The sequence below is a fragment of the Chryseobacterium carnipullorum genome, from assembly GCF_900142785.1.
In the GTDB taxonomy this organism is placed as follows: Bacteria; Bacteroidota; Bacteroidia; order Flavobacteriales; family Weeksellaceae; genus Chryseobacterium; species Chryseobacterium carnipullorum.
In genome coordinates this window covers 144,419-163,784 of record NZ_FRCD01000008.1, presented here as the reverse complement: position 1 = coordinate 163,784, position 19,366 = coordinate 144,419, and the positions used below count along the sequence as shown (strand labels likewise).

General features: G+C 38.1%; 16 protein-coding genes. 9 read left to right on the top strand and 7 right to left on the bottom strand.

Annotated elements, in window-relative coordinates:
- Positions 1-8: 8 nt before the first annotated feature.
- The 3 genes from kdpB to BUC06_RS10935 form a co-directional block, all read right to left on the bottom strand.
- Positions 9-2,048, bottom strand: coding sequence for a potassium-transporting ATPase subunit KdpB (gene kdpB / locus BUC06_RS10945; protein ID WP_073333710.1), 2,040 nt, complete (start codon positions 2,046-2,048; stop codon positions 9-11).
- A gap of 171 nt (positions 2,049-2,219) precedes the next feature.
- Positions 2,220-3,914, bottom strand: coding sequence for a potassium-transporting ATPase subunit KdpA (kdpA, locus tag BUC06_RS10940; protein WP_073333707.1), 1,695 nt, complete (start codon positions 3,912-3,914; stop codon positions 2,220-2,222).
- 595 nt (positions 3,915-4,509) lie between these two features.
- Complete coding sequence (locus BUC06_RS10935; RefSeq protein WP_073333854.1) at positions 4,510-5,835, bottom strand: sigma-54-dependent transcriptional regulator; 1,326 nt, start codon at positions 5,833-5,835, stop codon at positions 4,510-4,512.
- 291 nt (positions 5,836-6,126) lie between these two features.
- Here BUC06_RS10935 and BUC06_RS10930 point away from each other — a divergent pair, with 291 nt between their 5' ends.
- On the top strand, positions 6,127-8,994 hold the full coding sequence (locus tag BUC06_RS10930) for a M16 family metallopeptidase (protein ID WP_073333705.1): 2,868 nt from the start codon (positions 6,127-6,129) through the stop codon (positions 8,992-8,994).
- Positions 8,995-9,278: 284 nt separating this feature from the next.
- Here BUC06_RS10930 and BUC06_RS10925 read toward each other — a convergent pair whose 3' ends face one another.
- The 3 genes from BUC06_RS10925 to BUC06_RS10915 all read right to left on the bottom strand — a co-directional run bounded on the left by BUC06_RS10925 (position 9,279) and on the right by BUC06_RS10915 (position 13,562).
- Positions 9,279-10,358: a GNAT family N-acetyltransferase gene (locus BUC06_RS10925; RefSeq protein WP_073333702.1), complete on the bottom strand. Its 1,080-nt coding sequence runs from the start codon at positions 10,356-10,358 to the stop codon at positions 9,279-9,281.
- A complete protein-coding gene (locus BUC06_RS10920; RefSeq protein WP_073333699.1) occupies positions 10,355-11,353 on the bottom strand; it encodes a polysaccharide deacetylase family protein in 999 nt (332 codons plus the stop codon). Before BUC06_RS10920 ends, BUC06_RS10925 begins: the two co-directional genes overlap by 4 nt.
- 70 nt (positions 11,354-11,423) lie before the next feature.
- Positions 11,424-13,562, bottom strand: coding sequence for a S46 family peptidase (locus BUC06_RS10915; protein WP_083564052.1), 2,139 nt, complete (start codon positions 13,560-13,562; stop codon positions 11,424-11,426).
- Between the two features lie 337 nt (positions 13,563-13,899).
- On the opposite strand from BUC06_RS10915, the gene BUC06_RS10910 reads away from it, so the two are divergent.
- Positions 13,900-14,388: a copper resistance protein NlpE gene (locus BUC06_RS10910; protein ID WP_228423700.1), complete on the top strand. Its 489-nt coding sequence runs from the start codon at positions 13,900-13,902 to the stop codon at positions 14,386-14,388.
- Positions 14,389-14,417: 29 nt separating this feature from the next.
- Here BUC06_RS10910 and BUC06_RS10905 read toward each other — a convergent pair whose 3' ends face one another.
- The gene (locus BUC06_RS10905) at positions 14,418-15,065 is read right to left on the bottom strand and encodes an MgtC/SapB family protein (protein WP_073333695.1); all 648 of its coding nucleotides are present in this window, start codon (positions 15,063-15,065) and stop codon (positions 14,418-14,420) included.
- Positions 15,066-15,208: 143 nt separating this feature from the next.
- Here BUC06_RS10905 and BUC06_RS10900 point away from each other — a divergent pair, with 143 nt between their 5' ends.
- The 7 genes from BUC06_RS10900 to BUC06_RS10870 all read left to right on the top strand — a co-directional run bounded on the left by BUC06_RS10900 (position 15,209) and on the right by BUC06_RS10870 (position 19,361).
- A complete protein-coding gene (locus BUC06_RS10900) occupies positions 15,209-15,763 on the top strand; it encodes a YdeI/OmpD-associated family protein (RefSeq protein WP_073333693.1) in 555 nt (184 codons plus the stop codon).
- Between the two features lie 27 nt (positions 15,764-15,790).
- Positions 15,791-16,189, top strand: a complete 399-nt coding sequence (locus BUC06_RS10895; RefSeq protein ID WP_083564051.1) for an immunity 22 family protein — start codon at positions 15,791-15,793, stop codon at positions 16,187-16,189.
- Positions 16,190-16,316: 127 nt separating this feature from the next.
- On the top strand, positions 16,317-16,793 hold the full coding sequence (locus BUC06_RS10890; protein WP_073333688.1) for a hypothetical protein: 477 nt from the start codon (positions 16,317-16,319) through the stop codon (positions 16,791-16,793).
- Positions 16,794-16,918: 125 nt separating this feature from the next.
- A complete protein-coding gene (locus tag BUC06_RS10885; RefSeq protein WP_073333686.1) occupies positions 16,919-17,536 on the top strand; it encodes an FEKKY domain-containing protein in 618 nt (205 codons plus the stop codon).
- Between the two features lie 32 nt (positions 17,537-17,568).
- On the top strand, positions 17,569-18,309 hold the full coding sequence (locus tag BUC06_RS10880) for a DUF6000 family protein (protein ID WP_073333683.1): 741 nt from the start codon (positions 17,569-17,571) through the stop codon (positions 18,307-18,309).
- A 43-nt stretch (positions 18,310-18,352) separates the two neighbouring features.
- The gene (locus tag BUC06_RS10875) at positions 18,353-18,574 is read left to right on the top strand and encodes a hypothetical protein (RefSeq protein WP_073333680.1); all 222 of its coding nucleotides are present in this window, start codon (positions 18,353-18,355) and stop codon (positions 18,572-18,574) included.
- Between the two features lie 52 nt (positions 18,575-18,626).
- Positions 18,627-19,361, top strand: coding sequence for a hypothetical protein (locus BUC06_RS10870; RefSeq protein WP_073333678.1), 735 nt, complete (start codon positions 18,627-18,629; stop codon positions 19,359-19,361).
- Positions 19,362-19,366: the final 5 nt, after the last annotated feature.

Sequence of the window (19,366 nt, the reverse complement as noted above, 5' to 3'; positions counted from 1 at the left end):
TTTTAATTTTAATAGAATAAACTGATCACTAAATCGATGATTTTGATCCCGATAAACGGAACAATAACACCACCCAAACCATAGATTAAAAGGTTTCTTCTTAAGAGCGCACTGGCACCAATCGGTTTATAGGCAACTCCTTTTAACGCTAATGGAATAAGGAAAGGAATAATCACGGCATTGAAAATAACGGCTGATAAGATAGCTGTCTCCGGGCTGTGAAGGTTCATAATATTCAACTTTTGAAGTGAAGGAATGAAGGTGATAAACAATGCCGGAATAATGGCAAAATATTTCGCAACATCATTCGCAATACTGAAAGTTGTCAGCGTTCCACGGGTCATCAGCAGCTGTTTTCCAATCTCTACGATCTCGATTAGTTTCGTAGGGTCATTGTCAAGATCTACCATGTTACCAGCTTCTTTTGCCGCCTGTGTTCCGCTGTTCATTGCTACTCCCACATCGGCCTGAGCCAGTGCCGGAGCATCATTCGTTCCGTCCCCCATCATCGCCACCAGCTTTCCTTCCTGCTGTTCTTTTTTGATGTAATTCATTTTGTCTTCGGGCTTGGCTTCGGCAATAAAATCATCTACGCCTGCTTTTTCAGCAATGAATTTTGCAGTCAGAGGATTATCTCCGGTTACCATTACCGTTTTTACCCCCATTTTTCTCAGTCTCTGGAAACGTTCCTGGATTCCTGTTTTAATGATGTCCTGAAGTTCGATAACCCCCCAGACTTTTTCATTAACGCTTACAACAAGAGGGGTTCCTCCGTTTTCAGAAATTTTGGTAACGGCATCCTGGGTTTCTTTCGGGAAGATATTCCCGGCTTTTTCAGTCAGTTTTTTTATGGTGTCATACGCTCCTTTTCTGATCCTTGTGTCTTCAAAATCGATTCCTGAGGTTCTGGTTTCTGCTGAGAAATCAATATAGACCGGGTTGGGAACAAGAAGGTCTTCTGATTTCAGCTGGCTTAATTCTATAATGGATTTTCCTTCCGGCGTTTCATCTGCTACTGAACTTAAGGCAGATGCTTTAATAAAATCCGGTAATCTGATTCCGTCTGCCGGGTGAAATTCTGTTGCTTTACGATTTCCGATGGTAATGGTTCCTGTTTTATCCAGAAGCAGTACATCAATATCTCCGGCTGTTTCTACCGCTTTACCACTTTTGGTAATGACGTTCGCTCTCAAGGCTCTGTCCATTCCGGCAATCCCGATTGCAGAAAGCAGACCTCCAATGGTTGTGGGAATCAAACAAACGAAAAGTGAGATAAATGCCGCAATAGTAATGGGAGTCTGCGCGTAGTCTGCAAAAGGTTTTAAAGTGAGTGTTACGATAATAAACGTCAGGGTAAATCCTGCCAAAAGTATAGTTAATGCGATTTCGTTAGGTGTTTTCTGTCTTGACGCTCCTTCTACAAGGGCAATCATTTTATCTAAGAAAGATTCTCCGGGTTTAGTGGTTACTTTCACTTTTATTCTGTCGGAAAGTACTTTTGTTCCGCCTGTTACAGAGCTTTTATCGCCTCCGGATTCACGGATCACAGGGGCACTTTCTCCTGTGATTGCTGATTCATCAATGGTAGCGAGTCCTTCAATGATCTCTCCGTCCATAGGAATCTGATCACCGGTTTCGCAAAGGAAAATATCACCCAGTTTCATTTCGGCAGACATTCTCAGAACGGTTTCTACCTGAAATCCGGGTTTGTTGTCCACCACTACTTTGGCGGGAGTTTCTTCACGGGTTTTTCTGAGGGTATCCGCCTGCGCCTTTCCTCTTGCTTCAGCAATAGCTTCAGCAAAGTTGGCGAAAAGAACCGTAAAAAATAAAATAATGAATACGGTAAAGTTATAAGCAAAACTCCCCTGTGATTTGTCCCCCGTAAGGCTGAAAAGACTTACGATAAACATCACCACTGTTCCGACTTCCACCAGGAACATCACGGGATTTTTAAACATGATTTTCGGATTCAGTTTGACGAAGGACTGTTTAATCGCTTCGTTCACCAAATCTTTTTGAAACAATGTCTGTGATTGATTTTTCATTTTTTTGAAAGAGTTATATAATTGTAATCAATGGTAACCATTAAGAAAGAATAAAACTAAAAGGAGTGGAAATGGATAATATATTCAGGTGAACGTTTCGATGAGTTATAGACTGATTCCCTTACATTTCAATCTTCCTAATGGTTGACTATTGATTTTAATTTTTAATATTTATTTAGAGAAATACTGGATCTGTTCTGCGATAGGTCCCAATGTGAGCGCCGGGAAGAAAGACAAAGCTGCTATAAGGAGGATCACTGCAAGCGTCATAAAACCGAAAGTGGCCGTATCCGTTTTCAGGGTTCCTGAACTTTCCGGGATGAATTTTTTCTGTGCCAATAATCCGGCAATCGCTATAGGTCCGATGATCGGAATAAATCTGGATAACAGCAATACAATTCCTGTTGAAATATTCCACCAGGGAGTATTGTCGCCAAGTCCTTCAAATCCGGAACCGTTGTTCGCAGAAGAAGAAGTAAACTCGTACAACATTTCACTGAATCCGTGGAAACCCGGGTTATTCAATGTCTTTGCTCCAAATTCCGGCAGATAGGCAGTTAACGCTGTTCCTACAAGGATTAAGAACGGGTGGAAAAGAGCGACGATCATTGCGATCTTCATTTCTTTGGCTTCGATCTTCTTACCCATGAATTCCGGTGTCCTTCCCACCATCAGACCACTGATGAATACAGCGAGAATGATAAAAATGAAATAATTCAGGACTCCTACTCCGCAGCCTCCGTAGAAACAGTTAATCATCATCGCCAGCAGCTCATTCATTCCTGAAAGCGGCATGGTGCTGTCATGCATCGAATTCACGGAACCTGTTGAGATCACCGTCGTTGCGATACTCCAATATCCTGAAGAAGCACTTCCGAAACGGATTTCTTTACCTTCCATAGCTCCAAGGCTGCTGTCAGTACCCATTTCTGTGATAAGAGGATTCCCGTTTGTTTCATTGACAATATTCGGGACGGCAAGTGCCAGGAAACCAACCGTCATTACGGTAAAGATCACCCATGACAGCTTTCTCTTTTTCAGATAAAATCCTAAGGCAAAAACCAATGCAAACGGAATGATCATCTGAGTGACCATCTCGGTCATATTCGTCACATAGTTCGGATTTTCAAGCGGGTGTGCCGAGTTGGCTCCGAAGAAACCTCCTCCATTGGTTCCTAAATGCTTGATTGCCACAAAAGCCGCTACAGGACCTCTTGAAACATCAATTTTCTGTCCTTCCAGCGTTGTGATATGATCTTTGCCTTCGAAAGTCATCGGACTTCCATTAGCAGAAAGAATCAAAGCAACAAGGATACTGATCGGAACCAGTATTCTGATCACAGATTTGGTAAAGAAATCATAGAAATTTCCTAGTTCTGTAGTCGTTTTATCTTTAAATGCTTTGAAAAGAACAGCCATGGCGGCCATTCCGGTAGCTGCGGTCACAAACTGCAGGAACATCAGATAAAGCTGACTTAAATAACTCACCCCTGTTTCTCCTGAATAATGCTGAAGGTTACAGTTCACCAAGAAGGAAATAGCCGTATTAAAGGCGAGATCAGGTGACATATTCGGGTTTCCGTCAGGATTTAAGGGAAGCCAGGACTGAGTCATCAGAATCAGGAATCCTATCACGAACCAAACCAGGTTGATCGTCAGCATGGCATACATATTCTGCTTCCAGGTCATCTGACGGTTTGGATTGATCCCCGATATTTTATAAATTAATTTTTCAACAGGTTCAAAAACAGGATCTAAAAAGGTCTTTTTGTACCCGTACACATTAGCGATGTATTTCCCCAGAAATATTCCAATGACTAATGTAATGACAAACATGGCAATAACGCCTAAAATTTCTGTATTCATGACCGATTAAAATTTTTCAGGTTTCAGCAAAACGTAGCAGATGTAAACGAAGGCCAGAATTGAAAGGAAAAATAAACTCCACATATTTTTATATTTTATCAAAAAATTCAACAGATTTATAAAGAAGCCAAAACATCACTGCAAAAAGCAGGATCAAACATATAAGCATCATATCGATAGTATTAAGGTTAATAGGGTCAGTAGTACGTACGATACCATCAGCAGACTGAAGCCCGCATGCTCACGTTTTTTGAACGTTTTTCTTGAAATTGTCATTTTTAAAATATTTTATTCACGTCCTATAGGCCAAAAAGAGGCCCATTCTGAAAACAAAATATTTAAAAAGCTAAATAGCAAATACTTACAAATAATAACTCAACGATACCAAAATACAAAAGCCTATCAAAATGATAGGCTCGTTTATTGAAATGATAAGGAGTAGAAGTTAGAAACTAGATTTCAGACTTTAGACATCAGACATCAGATTTCAGATATGAGATTATTTTATAGAAGCTTTCAGCCAGCCACTAAACGTTAAGCTAAAACTCTCAAACTGTCCGACTCTCAACCTCGCAGTACGCACCCAGGAATTCACCTACCTCAAACCATATTCCTCCAGCTTACGGTACAGCGTTGCAATCCCTATTTCAAGTAATCTGGCAGCTTCAGCTTTATTGCCTTTGGTATATTGAAGAACTTTTTGAATATGTATCTTTTCCAGAGATCTTATACTTAAAGAGTCGCTTTCAGGAACTGCTTTATCTGAGTAATGCGGAAGGCTTCCGGCATCCAGAATATTGTCTTCCATTAAGATAAGGCTTCTTTCCACTGCATTTCTAAGTTCGCGGATATTTCCTTTCCAGTCGTTTTTTTCCAGCATTTTATAATAATCCGGATTGACCTGAAGGTTGGAAAGATGAAGTTTTCGTGAGAAAATATCAATGAAGTTTTTGGCCAGCATTTTCAGGTCGTCTTTTCTATCACGCAATGGTGGAAGATGGATCTCGAATACGTTCAGTCTGAAATATAAATCTTCCCGGAACTGGCCCTGCTTTATTTCATGCACCAGATCTCTGTTGGTAGCCGCAATGAGCCTGAAATCAGATCTTGAAACTTTCGTTTCACCCATTTTGATAAATTCTCCGGTTTCTAAGACACGGAGCAGTTTGGCCTGCAGCTCTATCGGCATCTCTCCTATTTCATCCAGAAATAAGGTTCCGCCATTGGCTTCTTCTATCAGGCCTTTTTTATCCTTTACAGCTCCTGTAAAAGCCCCTTGTTTATGTCCAAAAAGTTCGCTTTCCAGTATTTCTTTGCTGAATGCTGAACAGTTGATGGCTACAAAATTATTCTTCTTTCTATCGCTACCTTCATGGATGGCATTGGCAAAAACTTCTTTTCCGGTCCCTGTTTCTCCGGTCAGAAGAACGGCAGCATCTGTTAAAGCTACTTTTTCAGCCAGTTTTTTGGACTGAAGGATTAAAGGTGAAGTACCGATGATCTGTCCGAACCCTTTTGATACAGCTGGTTTTTGAACAGTTTTAGATTGGTTGTCCTTTACTTTTTCGAGTGCTTTGTACACCAATGGAATGATCTTGTCATTATCATCTCCTTTCACCAGATAATCATACGCTCCGTTTTTCATAGCCTGAACAGCATCGATAATATTCCCGAAAGCAGTCATCAGAATAATTTCGAGATGCGGATATTTGGTTTTAATGGAGCGGACAAGCTCTACCCCGAAAGCATCGGGAAGGCGGACATCGCATAAAACGACTTCAAATTCGTACTGCTCAAGCATGGTCATTGCCGATCGTGCTGTAGAAGCTTCTTTAACGCTAAAATTTTCTTGGGAAAGGATCATCCCCAGTAATTTAAGGAGTTTGATCTCATCATCGATGATCAGAATGTTTCCGGACATAATGGTTGTTTTTGGAAAACCTGATGCAAACTTATTGATTTTTTTCACCAAATGAACAGTAGTGGGACGAAATTTAATCTAAACCTTGGGGAAATGAAAGAGATAGAAGAAACTGTAAAGGTGAATTTTGCTTCGCAAGTGAATGGTGAATGATGGATCAGGAAAAAATCACCTTTTTGTTGTTGCAAATCGAAGCTATAGATGTAATAGTCACAAAAACGTATTGGAATTTTTTTTGATTGCTTACATTTGTAGTGCATTCGGATCTAAAAGGATGAAATGAGTTAGCTTATGATTGATAAAAGATACAGAGAGACGGTTCATACAGATAAAAACAACTACGAATATATTACAGTAACGCATGATGAAAATAAGGTAAGAATCTATACCCTGAAAAATGGCTTAAAAGTTTTTCTTGCCCAGAATTTTGATGCCCCAAGGATACAGACTTATATTCCCGTGAGAACGGGAAGTAACAATGATCCATCTGATAATACAGGGCTTGCCCATTATCTGGAACACATGATGTTTAAGGGAACTTCTAAGATCGGAACGCAGAACTGGGAAAAGGAAAAGGAACTTCTTGACCAGATCTCGGCATTGTATGAGGAGCATAAAGCGGAACAGAATCCTGACAAGAAAAAAGAGATTTATAAAAAAATAGATGAGGTATCTCAGGAAGCCAGCCAATATGCGATCGCGAATGAATATGATAAAGTAATTTCTTCACTGGGTGCTACCGGAACCAATGCACACACCTGGTTTGACGAAACGGTTTATAAGAATAATGTTCCGAACAACGAGCTCGAAAAATGGCTTAAAATAGAAAAGGAAAGATTTTCAGAAGTTGTTCTCCGACTTTTCCATACCGAGCTGGAATCAGTGTATGAGGAATTTAACAGGGCACAGGATAACGATTCAAGATTGGTCAATTATGAATTGATGGATGCGCTGTTTCCTACCCACCCAAATGGTCAGCAAACAACTATCGGAGATCCCGAACACCTCAAAAATCCTTCGATGAAGGCCATTCACAAGTATTTTGATGAATATTACGTTCCGAATAACTACGCGATGGTTTTGGTGGGTGATCTGGATTTTGAGGAGACTATTCAACTGGTTAATCAATATTTTGGAACGATTCCTTACAGAGAACTTCCCAAAAAAACACCTGTGATTGAACAGCCTTTAACGGAAATTATAAAAAGAACGGTAAAAAGTCCTACGACTCCAAGGGTTCAACTGGCATGGAGAACTGACAGTTATGGCACGAGAGAAGCAATGTTGGCAGATATTGTAGCCAACATTCTCAGCAACAGAGGGGAAGCTGGCCTGCTTGATCTTAATATTAATCAAACGCAGAGAATGCTTTGGGCGCAGGCTTTTTCTGTAGGTTTGAAGGAGTACGGATATTTTTCCATCGTCGCTGTTCCGAAAGAAACCCAGACCTTAGACGAAGCGAAGGAAATGGTTCTGGAACAGATCGAACTGATTAAAAAAGGCGATTTTCCGGACTGGATTCTTCCAGCGATCATCAATGATTTTAAAATTCAGCGCCTGAAGGGACTTGAAACAGCTGATGGGCTGGCTACCAATCTGTATGATACCTATATCAAAGGGAGATCGTGGGAGCAGGAACTGAATGAACTGGACGAATATCAGGATTTTACAAAGGAAGAAGTGGTAGATTTTGCTCAGACTTTTTTTAAGAATCATTATGTTGAAGTGTATAAAGAGAAAGGCATTAATGACCAACTGGTACGGGTTGAAAATCCAGGAATTACTCCTATCAAAATCAACCGGGAGGCACAGTCCGAATTTTTAAAAGAAATTCTGTCAGAAAAAACGGAGGATATACAGCCCGAATTTATTGATTATGAGAAAGAAATTCTTACATATATCATAAAGGATAAAAAACTGAGCTTCGTTCATAATAAGTACAATGATATTGCACAAATTCACTTTATTTTCCCTTTCGGAGGGGATCATGACAGGGATCTTGGGATTTCTACCCAGCTGCTCCAATACCTTGGAACGGAAAATCTTTCGGCTGAGGATTTAAAACAGGAATTCTTTAAAATCGGGGTTACGAATGATTTTAAAACAACCCATGATCAGCTTACCATCTCACTGAGCGGGCTTGAGGAAAATATTGAAAAGGGCATTGCTCTTCTACAAAACTGGATGTATGAGGTGAAACCGGACCAGGAAATTTATACTCAATTTGTTGAAACTGTTCTGGAAAACCGCCAGGCCTCGAAAAAAGATAAAAACAGAATCATGACTGCCCTTACCAACTATACAAAACTGGGTAGTTTTTCGCGTTACACGGATATCATTTCAAAGGAAGAACTGGAAAGCAGCAGTCCTGAGGTATTTACCAATCGGATGAAACAACTTTTCAACTATCCTTACCAACTATTCTACTACGGGAAAAAACTTGAAAACTTTAAACAGTATATTGGAAAATATGTAGAAAATGCAAGTTTACAGATTCCTGAACCCAAACAATATCCTGAACCTGAAACGAACGGAAACGTCTATTTCACGGATTACGATATGGTCCAGATGGAAATGAGCAAAGTAGGAAGAGGTTATGAGGTGAACACTTCAAACTTCGGAAAGATCAATGTTTTCAATGAGTATTTCGGAAGAGGACTTTCTTCTATTGTGTTCCAGGAGATCCGTGAAAGCAAAAGCTTAGCGTATTCAGCCTATGTTTCTTATGCTGCTAACTCTGAACTGGGACATGCGGATTATATCACAACGTATATCGGAACACAGCCGGATAAACTTCAGATTGCCGTAAGTACAATGAGTGAACTGATGGAGGAACTTCCTGAAGTTCCCATACAGTTTGAAAATGCCAGAAATGCAGCATTGAAACAGATCGCTTCCACCAGAATTACCCGGAACAATATATTTTTCAATACCTTACGATTGAAGAAACTGAACATCTATCATGATTTCAGAAAAGATATTTACGCACAGATCGAAACTCTGAAATTTGAAGATGTAAGAGAATTCTACCAGACAAACATCAAACCGATTCATTTTAATACCGCCATTATCGGTAAGAAAGAAAACCTGGATATGGATGCCGTCAACGAGATGGGCCCGTTCAAAGAGTTAAGCCTGGACGATATTTTCGGACATTAAACAATAAAGACCGCTTCAGCTATTGAGGCGGTTTTTTTTTTGAAAGAGGGCAGATATCGAAGCCCATACTCTTTATAGTACTATAATGATGATCGTATTTTAGAGACAAGAAGAAAGAACAAAGAACAAAGACTAAAGAAGAAAGATTGCAGAAAAGAGAGACCGGACATTTCTACTGCTACTGGTTGCTTTGGCTTCACAATTTCCTGTCTTTACTATTTTCCACTGATCTCATAGTTACTCGCAAACACAAAAATGCTCAAACTCTCCAACTCAAGATCCGTCTACGTCATCATACAATCTCCATCACCATCCTGATACCTGGGATCAAATCCTTTCGGAAGATGCTCAATAAGCTGCTTGTGAAAAAGGTATCTTCTTTCAAAATCACGTTCGTAGATTTTGGGAAATGTTTTTGACTGTTTAATTTTTTTGTTTAATTCCTGCTGATAACTTGTCAGTGCTTTTACTTTATTTTTAACGATAAAATAGCTTAAGAAATCAGTGAAACGGTCTAAACCGGTTTCAGAAAAGAGGTAAGGAATTTTAAGATAGCCGTCTCTTAAAAGCAGCAGTGAACATGTTGTTAAAGTATTATTTTTGTCATATATTTTAATCCAGAAATACCTGAAGACCTCAGCATGGCTTGAAAACAAATATTTGTCTTCTTTACTTTTACTTTGCAGCACCCACGGATTTTTTATAAATATATTGATCTCATCTGCATTTCGTCTGCTCTGGAATTTGGACATGAATTCAGAACTTTCGGTATCAATATGATCAAGAATTTCGAATCTGAAGTCAGGTTTTTTTATCGTCAGGTTTTTTAAGGCAATCAAAGAATTGGCTGCCGCATCTGCCCATTTAAAAACAGGCTTTAATGATTTTATTTCCGGCTTTTTTTCAGGAATAATATGGGTTGCGTCTGAACGGAAATAATATCTTTTCCCCGGTTTTGGAAAAACGTATTCGAATACGCCTAACCTATTGTACAGGGTTTCCGCTTCTTTGGTGAATTCGGTTGCAATGATATTTCCGTCATATTCAGCAAACATTTTATTCAGCAATGTTTTTGCAATTCTTTTTCCACGGAATTCTTCACTCACATACAATGTACTTAACCACGCATAATGGAATATTTTCCCATCTATAAGATAATTATCGGGAAAACATCCCACATATCCTGCAAGCTTTCCGTCATAAAATGCAAGGACCAAAAGGGTCTGATCATCTAAAGCTTTCAGGTTTCTGATATGGGATTCTGCCCTGTGTTCTGATATGGGAAGAAAATCAAAATTTCTGAAATCACCTGATGTAACAAAATCGTCAAGTTCTTTTTTATTCAATGTCTTCAGCTCTGTCATCTTCTCACTATTTTATTTTTGTTGATGATCTTCTTCAATCTGAAATAAGCGATTTCTTTTTTTAAAGTTTGCTCTCCGCTTTCACCCATTTCCATTGGAATCCTGTGAAAAAGCCGTTCGACACTGTCGAACTTTACACCCGCACTTCCGAAACAGCAGAACAGATCTTCATTTTTAAACAGCTCATCAAAAAAATCTTTTTTCACTCCGAAATCGGTGAAAGGAAACGCAAAACTATCATACATCAGGTTATTTTCCTTTAAATAATGGAAGGTACGTTCTGTAGTTTTTATTTGTTCCGGCAAGGATAATTCATGGTATTTTGGATGATCCCAGCTATGGGAAGAGATTCCGTAACCTTTCTGAGTGAGTGTTTTTAACTGGTCGGTTGTCAGATATGGACGATACTCTTTTAGGTAGGTTGTACAGTCGATCTCAAATTTTTGGGTGAGGTTATCCAGTAGATCCTTTTGATGATAATTAATGTTCAATATGTACTGTTTAAGCTGCTCTCTGGTTGGACTGTCTAATGACAATATCCTGTACACTTCAGGATTTATCTTTTGGGCCTTTCCGATTTCGTCAATGATTAAACTGGCCTTACACCGGAACATCAATTCTTGGTTGTCAATAAAAGCAGGATTTATAAAATTGCAGGCATAGATTCCTTTCCGTTCCAGAATAGGAATTACGGTATCATAAAACTCCCTGAAGCCATCATCAAAAGTGAGCAGAGCAATCTTTTTTCGAGGCTTAAAATTTCCGTTGACAAAGTCTTTGAATTCTGACCAGCTTACCCATTGGAAATGTTTTGAAAGACCATCCAGATCTTCTTCAAACTGCTTTGTATTTTTATATTGAATGATGTGTCTGATGTGGGGTAAATTTTCATCAGAAACACAATGATAAACAGGCAGGCAATATTCCATAGGAAAAGATAGGCCTATGTTTCCGGTTTCGAAAGCAGCAAGTAAACTGATGATCTTATCTTTCATCTCTGTACAATAAAAAAGAATCTATTTAAATGATATTCAAATAGATTCTTAAAGGTATTACTTTTATGTATTATTTAACCACCTTCATTTCGTCGATAAGCCATTTTGAATCGGCAAATTTTTCGATAATGAAGAGAATGTATTTGGTATCTACCATAATGTTTCGGCTGAAACGCGGGTCATAGTTAATGTCACTCATCGTTCCCTCCCACTGTCTGTCGAAGTTAAGTCCTACAAGGTTTCCGTTAGCATCAAGGGCCGGGCTTCCTGAGTTTCCTCCTGTGGTGTGGTTGGTCGCCGTAAATCCTACCGGAACATCTCCTGTTTTGTCTTTATAATTTCCGTAATCTTTTTTATTGTAAAGATCGATCAGTTTTTTAGGCACATCAAATTCATAATCTCCCGGAATATATTTTTCCATCACTCCGGCAAGATGCGTCTGGTAACCGTAGGAAACAGCATCTCTCGGCGTAGAGCCTTTTACTTTTCCGTAGGTAACACGAAGGGTCGAGTTGGCATCAGGGAAGAATTTTCTGTCTTTATCCGTTGCCATCTGCTGGGCCATGAATTTCTTCTGAAGGTCATCAATTTTTCCCTGAAGAGAAGTAAACTGGGGATCTGCAGTTTTCATGTAGGTTTCCTTCATAGAAGCATACAGCTGATAAACAGGATCTTTTTTCAAAGTCTTGATCAGTTTGTCCTGATTAGAAAATGCTTTTTCAATATCTCCTGTCAGAGCTGCTCCGTTGACCTGTGATCTTCCTGTGACGATTGAATTTTTAGACATCTCCTCGATCATCGGGATATTCTGGTTTTCGTCTTTATATTTGCTGAATCCTGCAGGTAAGAATTGGGGTGCGGTTTTATTTACGTATAATGCGAGTAATTTCGCTGTTACTTTTGCATCTAGTTCTGCACTGTAATCTTTATAGAATGAGGTTACCTTTGATTTTAATTTGGTAAGCTCTTTCTCTTCCATTTTCCCGGATTCTACAGATGCTATATAATCGTAGTAATCTCCTGCAAGTTTAAGGGTTTCTGCATTTTTTACAACTTCTGTATAATAGGCATTGTTCAGGGCATAAGGAGCCTGGTCATTGTACAGTTTATTCAGCTGGTCCAAAGTCGTTTTGATTTCATGGTTTTTTGCCACCAGAGAACCTTCGTACATTACTTTTTTCTCAACGGCATTGGACTTTTTCAAGCCTTCCACTTCACCAATCCATTTTTTCCAGTAGTTGGCTACGGAAGCATATTTTGAAGCATATTTGATACGTGTTTCGCTATCTGTACGCATTTTTTCGTCTAATGTTTTAAGCGCAACCTCACGTACAGCAATTCTTGCAGGATCAATATCTTTCATGATCTTCTCTACCGCTACTGCAGGAAGATATTCCGTAGTTTTCCCAGGGAATCCGAATACGAAGGTGAAATCGTTTTCAGCTTTATCTTTGATAGACACCGGCAGATAATGTTTCGGAACGTAAGGAATATTATCTTTTGAATATTCAGCAGGTTTGTTGTCTTTCCCTGCATAAATTCTGAACATAGAGAAATCTCCTGTATGTCTTGGCCAAACCCAGTTGTCTGTATCACTACCGAATTTCCCAATGCTTTGAGGCGGTGCCCCAACCAGACGGATATCTTTGTAGGTCTCGGTAGTAAACGCATAAAATTTGTTACCATAGTACATCGATTTTACAATGATCGACTGGTAGGATTCTATTTTCTGAGAGTTCTTATAAACTTCGATATTTTTATTGATCTTTTTAGTCAGTTCAGGCTCCACAAGGTTGTCTGTTCCTTCCAAAATAAAATCCGTCACTTCTTTGATGTCTACAATGAAGTCTACTTTTACGCCAGGATTAGGAAGTTCTCCGTCCGGATTCTTAGCCCAGAATCCATTGGAAAGAAGATCATTCTGAACCGTAGAATGTGCCTGAATCTGCCCGTATCCACAGTGGTGGTTGGTAAGCAGCAATCCTTTAGGCGAAATGATCTCCGCAGTACATCCACCGTTAAACTGGACAACAGCATCTTTTATGCTCGGCTTCTGGGTATTGAAAATGTCTTTGGCAGAGATCTTCATTCCCAAATCCTTCATTTCCTTCTCATTCAACTCTGTCGGAATCCACATTCCTCCATATTGTTGTGCGAAAGCCATAACAGCCGGCAAAATAAATACGGATAAAAGTATCTTTTTTGTCATAATCAAAATTTTGCCCCAATTTACAAAGAATATTATATATATGCCTTACGTGGCCGTTGAAATATGGAGGTAAAAATCAAGATTTCAGAAACAAGAGCCATGATTTAAGATCCCGGACATAAGACATGAGATATGAGACTTTAAGGTATTGATTCAATAATTCCCGGACTTTTTAGAATAGTACATCTGCATAATTAACGCTGAACTCATTCATTCTAAAACCTTACTACTCTCAAACTCTAAGATGTTGCATTCCGAAACCCCTCAACCCTTCTACTGGCTCAGTTTTTGTTCCTGATAAAGCACCTTATTATTAATATATCTAAATTACTTCATTATGATGAATAGCAAAATGCTTATTCTTGGCATTGCATCGGCTCTCTTTTTAGCATCGTGTAATCCAAAAGAAAAAACGACTGACCCAACTGATACGACCACAGATTCTGCCACTGTCGGCACAACACCGGCAGACAGTATTACAAAAGCAACGCCTACTGCTGCAGGAGACACTTCGGAAAATGCTCTGGATTGGCCGGGTACTTATGAAGCCGTTGTTCCTTGTGCAGACTGTCCGGGAATTAAGACTTCTTTGACTTTAAACAATGACAAAACGTTCAGCATAACGGAAGAATATATCGACAGAAATTCAAAAAACCAAGATAAAGGAAGTTTTGAATGGGATGCTTCAGGAAGCTCCATTACATTAAAAGGAAAAACGGCCAGTTACAAATATAAAGTGGGAGAAAATATTCTTATACAGCTTGATATGGATGGCAAGGAAATTACCGGACCCAACAAGGATCTTTATATTTTCAAGAAAAAATAAAGGCTCCGGCCTTTATTTTTTGCTTTGTTCTAAAATTGATAAGCTGTGATTTTAGGATCATTGATGAGACTTTTTATAACCTCATCATGCTTTGTATTATTTCCGGTAAGCCTCCAGGTTACAGAGAGGTTCCCCTGAGTATACTGTAATTTAAGCATCATGTGTTTCAGGTGATGTTCATCAAATATCGTTTCGCAATGGTTAATATCTTCGGGACTCACCACTGTTATTCTGTATTCCCTGATTTTATGGCTGCTGTCTATAAAATTCTGAAGATAGATCAGTGCACTCAGAATAATGAGTACCAGCGCGGTTCCAAGAAGGGACAGGTAGACATATCCTGAACCTATGGCCATTCCTATAGAAGCAGTGGCCCAAATGGTTGTAGCCGTTGTAATTCCTTCTATTCTATTGTCTCCTTTAAAAATAACCCCTGCTCCCAGAAAACCAATCCCGGTAATAATATTGGCCGCAAGACGGTCAGGATTCTGCACGCCTATTTTAATGGAAAGGATGGTGAACAGACAAGATCCGAAACATACCAGAATAAAGGTACGGAGCCCTGCAGATTTATTCCGATATTCGCGTTCTGCACCAATCAAAAGTCCCAGAAGAACTGAGATCAATATCAGCAGCAGCTCGTTTTGGACCACATAATGATCCTGAAGAAATTCCATGGTATACAATTTTACCTGAATAAAATTACGATAAAAAAGTTTATGATCACGTTTTTTGACAACCTGACTTTGTACTCTCAGATTCTCATTTAAAAGAAAAGTTTTGTAATATTACATTTTAATATGATTAATTAAGATTCGCCATGGCACCAATTTTTTTTTCAACAAAGGAAGAATTCAGAAAGTGGCTGGAAGAAAATCATTCGAAAGAAAAAGAAATCCTGGTGGGATTTTACAAAAAGAACAGTGGAAAACCTTCCCTGAACTGGTCTGAGTCTGTAGATCAGGCTTTATGTTTCGGGTGGATCGATGGGGTAAGAAGATCCATAGATGCGGAAAGTTATTATAACCGGTTTACCCCAAGAAAACCCAATAGTAACTGGAGCATAATCAACATTAAAAAAGTTGAGGAGCTTACGAAAGCCGGCCTTATGACCCCAGAAGGGCAAAAAGCATTTGAAGCAAGAAAGGAGGATAAAACGGGAATCTATTCGCATGAAAAAGAGCTTATTCTTGATTCTGCGTATGAAAAAGCGTTTAAAACCCATCCTAATGCATGGGAATTTTTTGAAAAGCAGGCTGCTTCTTATAAAAGGACCATCATTCATTGGCTGATGAGTGCCCAACAGGAAAAAACAAGACAATCGAGACTTGAAAAAGTCATTAACGAAAGCGAACATTCGAGAAGAATAAAATAAACATACGGTATACTTAAAAAATAATTTATGGAGAAAGAGATTTCACACTTTTGGTTGGGATATTTTAAAAATGAAGATGACTTTAATGATTTTGCTGAAGAAGATGAAAGTTATTATATTGAAGAAGAAAATGAAGACCTTTACGTCTCAAAATTTGCTGAATCACAGAAAATACAATGGTTCGACTATGATTTTCTGGAATATGGTTTTGAAGATGAAAATTTAGGGATTTATGAAAAATTTACAGATTATTCTTATGCGGATCAATGGCTTCCGATTGTGGAACAAAAAATCAATGAACTTGGTTTGGAAACTCCGGTCAATTCTATTATTTTCGGCACGAAAAACGTCATTCCCAATCCTGTTTCTGTGAATGAAGAGGAGTATGCCCTCTACTACATCGGTGAGATCGAATACAATATCTAGCCTTCTCTGAAAAGGGCTTCGATAAAGGACTACGAAAATCTGCTGAAGGTTTTTGTGGTCCTTTTTCTGTTTTTAGGTACTTCAACTATTTATTTTTTTTAACTATCTTAGGATTAATAATTTATTGATGAAACAAGCTCTGTTTATTGTACTGATATTGGATGTATTTTTTGTTTCAGGGCAGAAAAAATGTACCCTAAAACTTGAATCTACCACCTCCAATCTTCAAAGTACGGGGATTGTAGAGCTTTCTGTCACGAATGCAGGTAATAAGAAAGTTAAGATCAACAAAGATTTCTCACCTTACAGAATGCAGCTTATCAAAATTACAGAAAGCAGTCCCAATGTTGGTAACAAAATCAACTATACTGCTGACGTAGATTGTTTCAAAGACTGCATTAAAAGTACAGTAAGACTAAAACCCGGGCAGACTTTTACTTATACCATTCCTGTCAAAGAAACCATCCAATATACTCAACTGCTCAATGAACATACCTATAGTTTTCACCTGTTTTTTGATCTTATAGATCTTACTTCAGAAAATTGCTCTGTCTATGGATTGAAAGACGATGAGATCATTTACAGGAAAGTAAATCATGAATAAAATTCTACATTTCTTCTCCTGCTTCCTCTGCTTTTTAAAGTTCAAAATATTAAAAAAATAAAACCTTTCATCTGTTGAGTATCGGCGGAAAACCTTATTTTTAAATAGTAATAAAGTTGTCTGATATGTACAAAAAACTTATTATCATCAATTTAGCGGTCATACTGCTGTTGACTGCTGCGTATATTGCAGTATATTATTTTATAAATTATCCTATGCAGTTTAATCTGTGGTACATCATTCAAGAGTGTCAGCTCCAGTACCTGCCAGCCATTTTTGCGGTAACTGCATTGGCTTCTTATCTGGTGAGCAGTCTGGATTTTAAAAAATTAAACTTTAAAAGTAAATTTTTAAATGTATTCCCGCTTTTAAATGCTCTGGCTCTTGCTTTTTTTGTTTACATCGCTGCAGATGGGTTTATAAAGAACAAAACAGGGCTCAGAAATCAAGAGGATCATTATACCAAGGAAGCTGAAAAAGATATTAGAAAAGGTCAGATTGTAATTAGATATACAGGTGGCTTCTCTCTTCCTGTTGACAATGAGAAAACAACTAGAAAGGTAGATAGCATCGCTAAAAGATACGGCATCATTTATAAAAACACGGGATGTGTCATTGATAAAATTGATCAAAAAGCTCAGGAAAGATATAGTGAATTAACCCATGCTTATCTTGACAGAAGGAATGGAAAAGGTTGGGAAGAAAGAATGGAAAAAACAATCCATGATGTGAAGAAAAATTAGGAGCTCTACAAAATAAATAAAGGTATTGAAACATGAACGAAAACAGGCAAAACGAAATCAATTTACACTCAGCAGGCGCTACTGTAAGGCACCGATCTGATTTTGATCACTTGAAAAGCCATAAAAATGATTTTGAATTGAGTAAAGAATTCATTGACCAATGGGTCTTACCGTTCTATATGGAAATGCGGCATACTTCAGGTTCGTGGATTGAAGATATGAAACAACTTAAAGATGAAATCACTGAAGAAGTTACATTGGCACTTCTCGGAGATTTTAACTGGAGAACAAGAACGGTTGGAGCATATCTTTCTGCCATAAAAAATTATGAAAATCAGATCGATATTATTGGTGTACATCTACTTAAGAGTGAGGTATGCTATGCCGGAGATCTTTACGCACTTGTTTTTGCTTTTTATAATAATCAGAAAACCATTGACTACCTGAATCAGTATCTGGATTATTATTTACAAAAACCTCAACTTTATTTTGATCAGGAAAGGGTAATGGAAACACTGGTATATCTCGATGGAATCAATGGAACCAATAACTACTCAAAACACCTAACTCAATGGGAAAAGATGCTGCAAGACAGACATGAAATCTCTAAAATAAGAAATTTACAAACTGCAGAAATTATTAAGCAGCAGGAAGGAAAAGTTAAAGCTGAAGAATTTCTAAAGGCTACAAATAATTTTAAATTCAAATATAATTTAGATACGGAATGGATTACAGAACAAATTCACCTGCTTAAAGAATTGAGAGAATTTTGAAGACTAGTATACAAGTCTGCAGCAAAAAATATTTTTTGACCATTTGAAGGATGTTTCTATCGCTACTGATGGTATTCTAAGTTTTACTAAAATCAAAAAAACAGATACGGAAGAAAAAATAGATATTCCACAATATCTGATGACTGAGCGATCATTTATTGATACCGACGAAATGCTCAATAGAAAACTCAAAAAACTGGAACATTATTACGGATTAAAACCAACGGATGACCTTGCTATGATTAGAATGATAGGGTCTTATTAAAATATTTTATGAAAAAAACTTAAATTTACCCAAACACAAAACTAAAAAAACATTGAAAAAATTATTTCCTCTACTGGCTCTGTTTCTTTTTCTGTATTCCTGCAAAAAAGATGAAAAACCCAATGCAGATCAGAAAAAAGACACTACCAAAGAAAAAAATATTCAAAAAGATACTGCAAGCAACCTGCTCCCTGAACAGCACACAAACTCTATTCAGTTTGGAAAAAAACCATCTGATCTTGTTCCGGACGGATATGAAATCCAGTATGATGCGGAAGGAGATCTCAATCAGGACGGACTGAGTGATATGGCATTGGTGATTAGAAAAAAAGAAGATACACTGGCTGACAGAAAGATGATAATTTTATTAAGGAATACGGATAAAACGTATCGTGCTGATAAGATATCAGACACCGTTTTCCCTTATGAATACAACGAATTTGGCTATAAAATGCATGATCCGGAAGACATTTCGATTGAAAATGGAGGTCTGAGCATTAATTTATATGATATTGGGCCTAACGGAAATCAATTCAGCAGATTTAAGTATCTGAATGGCGATCTGGTTCTTACTTATGTCGAAACCTATAATATGGGAGCAGGTTCTCATTCTGCTCTCTATTACGAGCCTCTGAAGGGAAAGCTGATCCATGAAACCATAAATACCATGGAAGAGGAAATGCCTTCGAAATCTAAAACGATTCACCTTAAAAAAGAAAGGTATTTATTTGAAAAAATGTCTCCGGATGATGTGGTAAGGAAAGCTTATGATGCAGTTCACGAATAAATATT

What these genes read in the sequence shown, in the direction of transcription:
- BUC06_RS10905 (WP_073333695.1), bottom strand. Translation starts at nt 15,065, where the DNA reads ATGGAATTTCTTCAGGATCATTATGTGGTCCAAAACGAGCTGCTGCTG.
- BUC06_RS10920 (WP_073333699.1), bottom strand. Translation starts at nt 11,353, where the DNA reads ATGAAAGATAAGATCATCAGTTTACTTGCTGCTTTCGAAACCGGAAAC.
- BUC06_RS10880 (WP_073333683.1), top strand. Translation starts at nt 17,569, where the DNA reads ATGAACGAAAACAGGCAAAACGAAATCAATTTACACTCAGCAGGCGCT.
- BUC06_RS10930 (WP_073333705.1), top strand. Translation starts at nt 6,127, where the DNA reads ATGATTGATAAAAGATACAGAGAGACGGTTCATACAGATAAAAACAAC.
- kdpA (WP_073333707.1), bottom strand. Translation starts at nt 3,914, where the DNA reads ATGAATACAGAAATTTTAGGCGTTATTGCCATGTTTGTCATTACATTA.
- BUC06_RS10890 (WP_073333688.1), top strand. Translation starts at nt 16,317, where the DNA reads ATGAAACAAGCTCTGTTTATTGTACTGATATTGGATGTATTTTTTGTT.
- BUC06_RS10910 (WP_228423700.1), top strand. Translation starts at nt 13,900, where the DNA reads ATGATGAATAGCAAAATGCTTATTCTTGGCATTGCATCGGCTCTCTTT.
- kdpB (WP_073333710.1), bottom strand. Translation starts at nt 2,048, where the DNA reads ATGAAAAATCAATCACAGACATTGTTTCAAAAAGATTTGGTGAACGAA.
- BUC06_RS10935 (WP_073333854.1), bottom strand. Translation starts at nt 5,835, where the DNA reads ATGTCCGGAAACATTCTGATCATCGATGATGAGATCAAACTCCTTAAA.
- BUC06_RS10900 (WP_073333693.1), top strand. Translation starts at nt 15,209, where the DNA reads ATGGCACCAATTTTTTTTTCAACAAAGGAAGAATTCAGAAAGTGGCTG.
- BUC06_RS10925 (WP_073333702.1), bottom strand. Translation starts at nt 10,358, where the DNA reads ATGACAGAGCTGAAGACATTGAATAAAAAAGAACTTGACGATTTTGTT.
- BUC06_RS10895 (WP_083564051.1), top strand. Translation starts at nt 15,791, where the DNA reads ATGGAGAAAGAGATTTCACACTTTTGGTTGGGATATTTTAAAAATGAA.
- BUC06_RS10915 (WP_083564052.1), bottom strand. Translation starts at nt 13,562, where the DNA reads ATGACAAAAAAGATACTTTTATCCGTATTTATTTTGCCGGCTGTTATG.
- BUC06_RS10885 (WP_073333686.1), top strand. Translation starts at nt 16,919, where the DNA reads ATGTACAAAAAACTTATTATCATCAATTTAGCGGTCATACTGCTGTTG.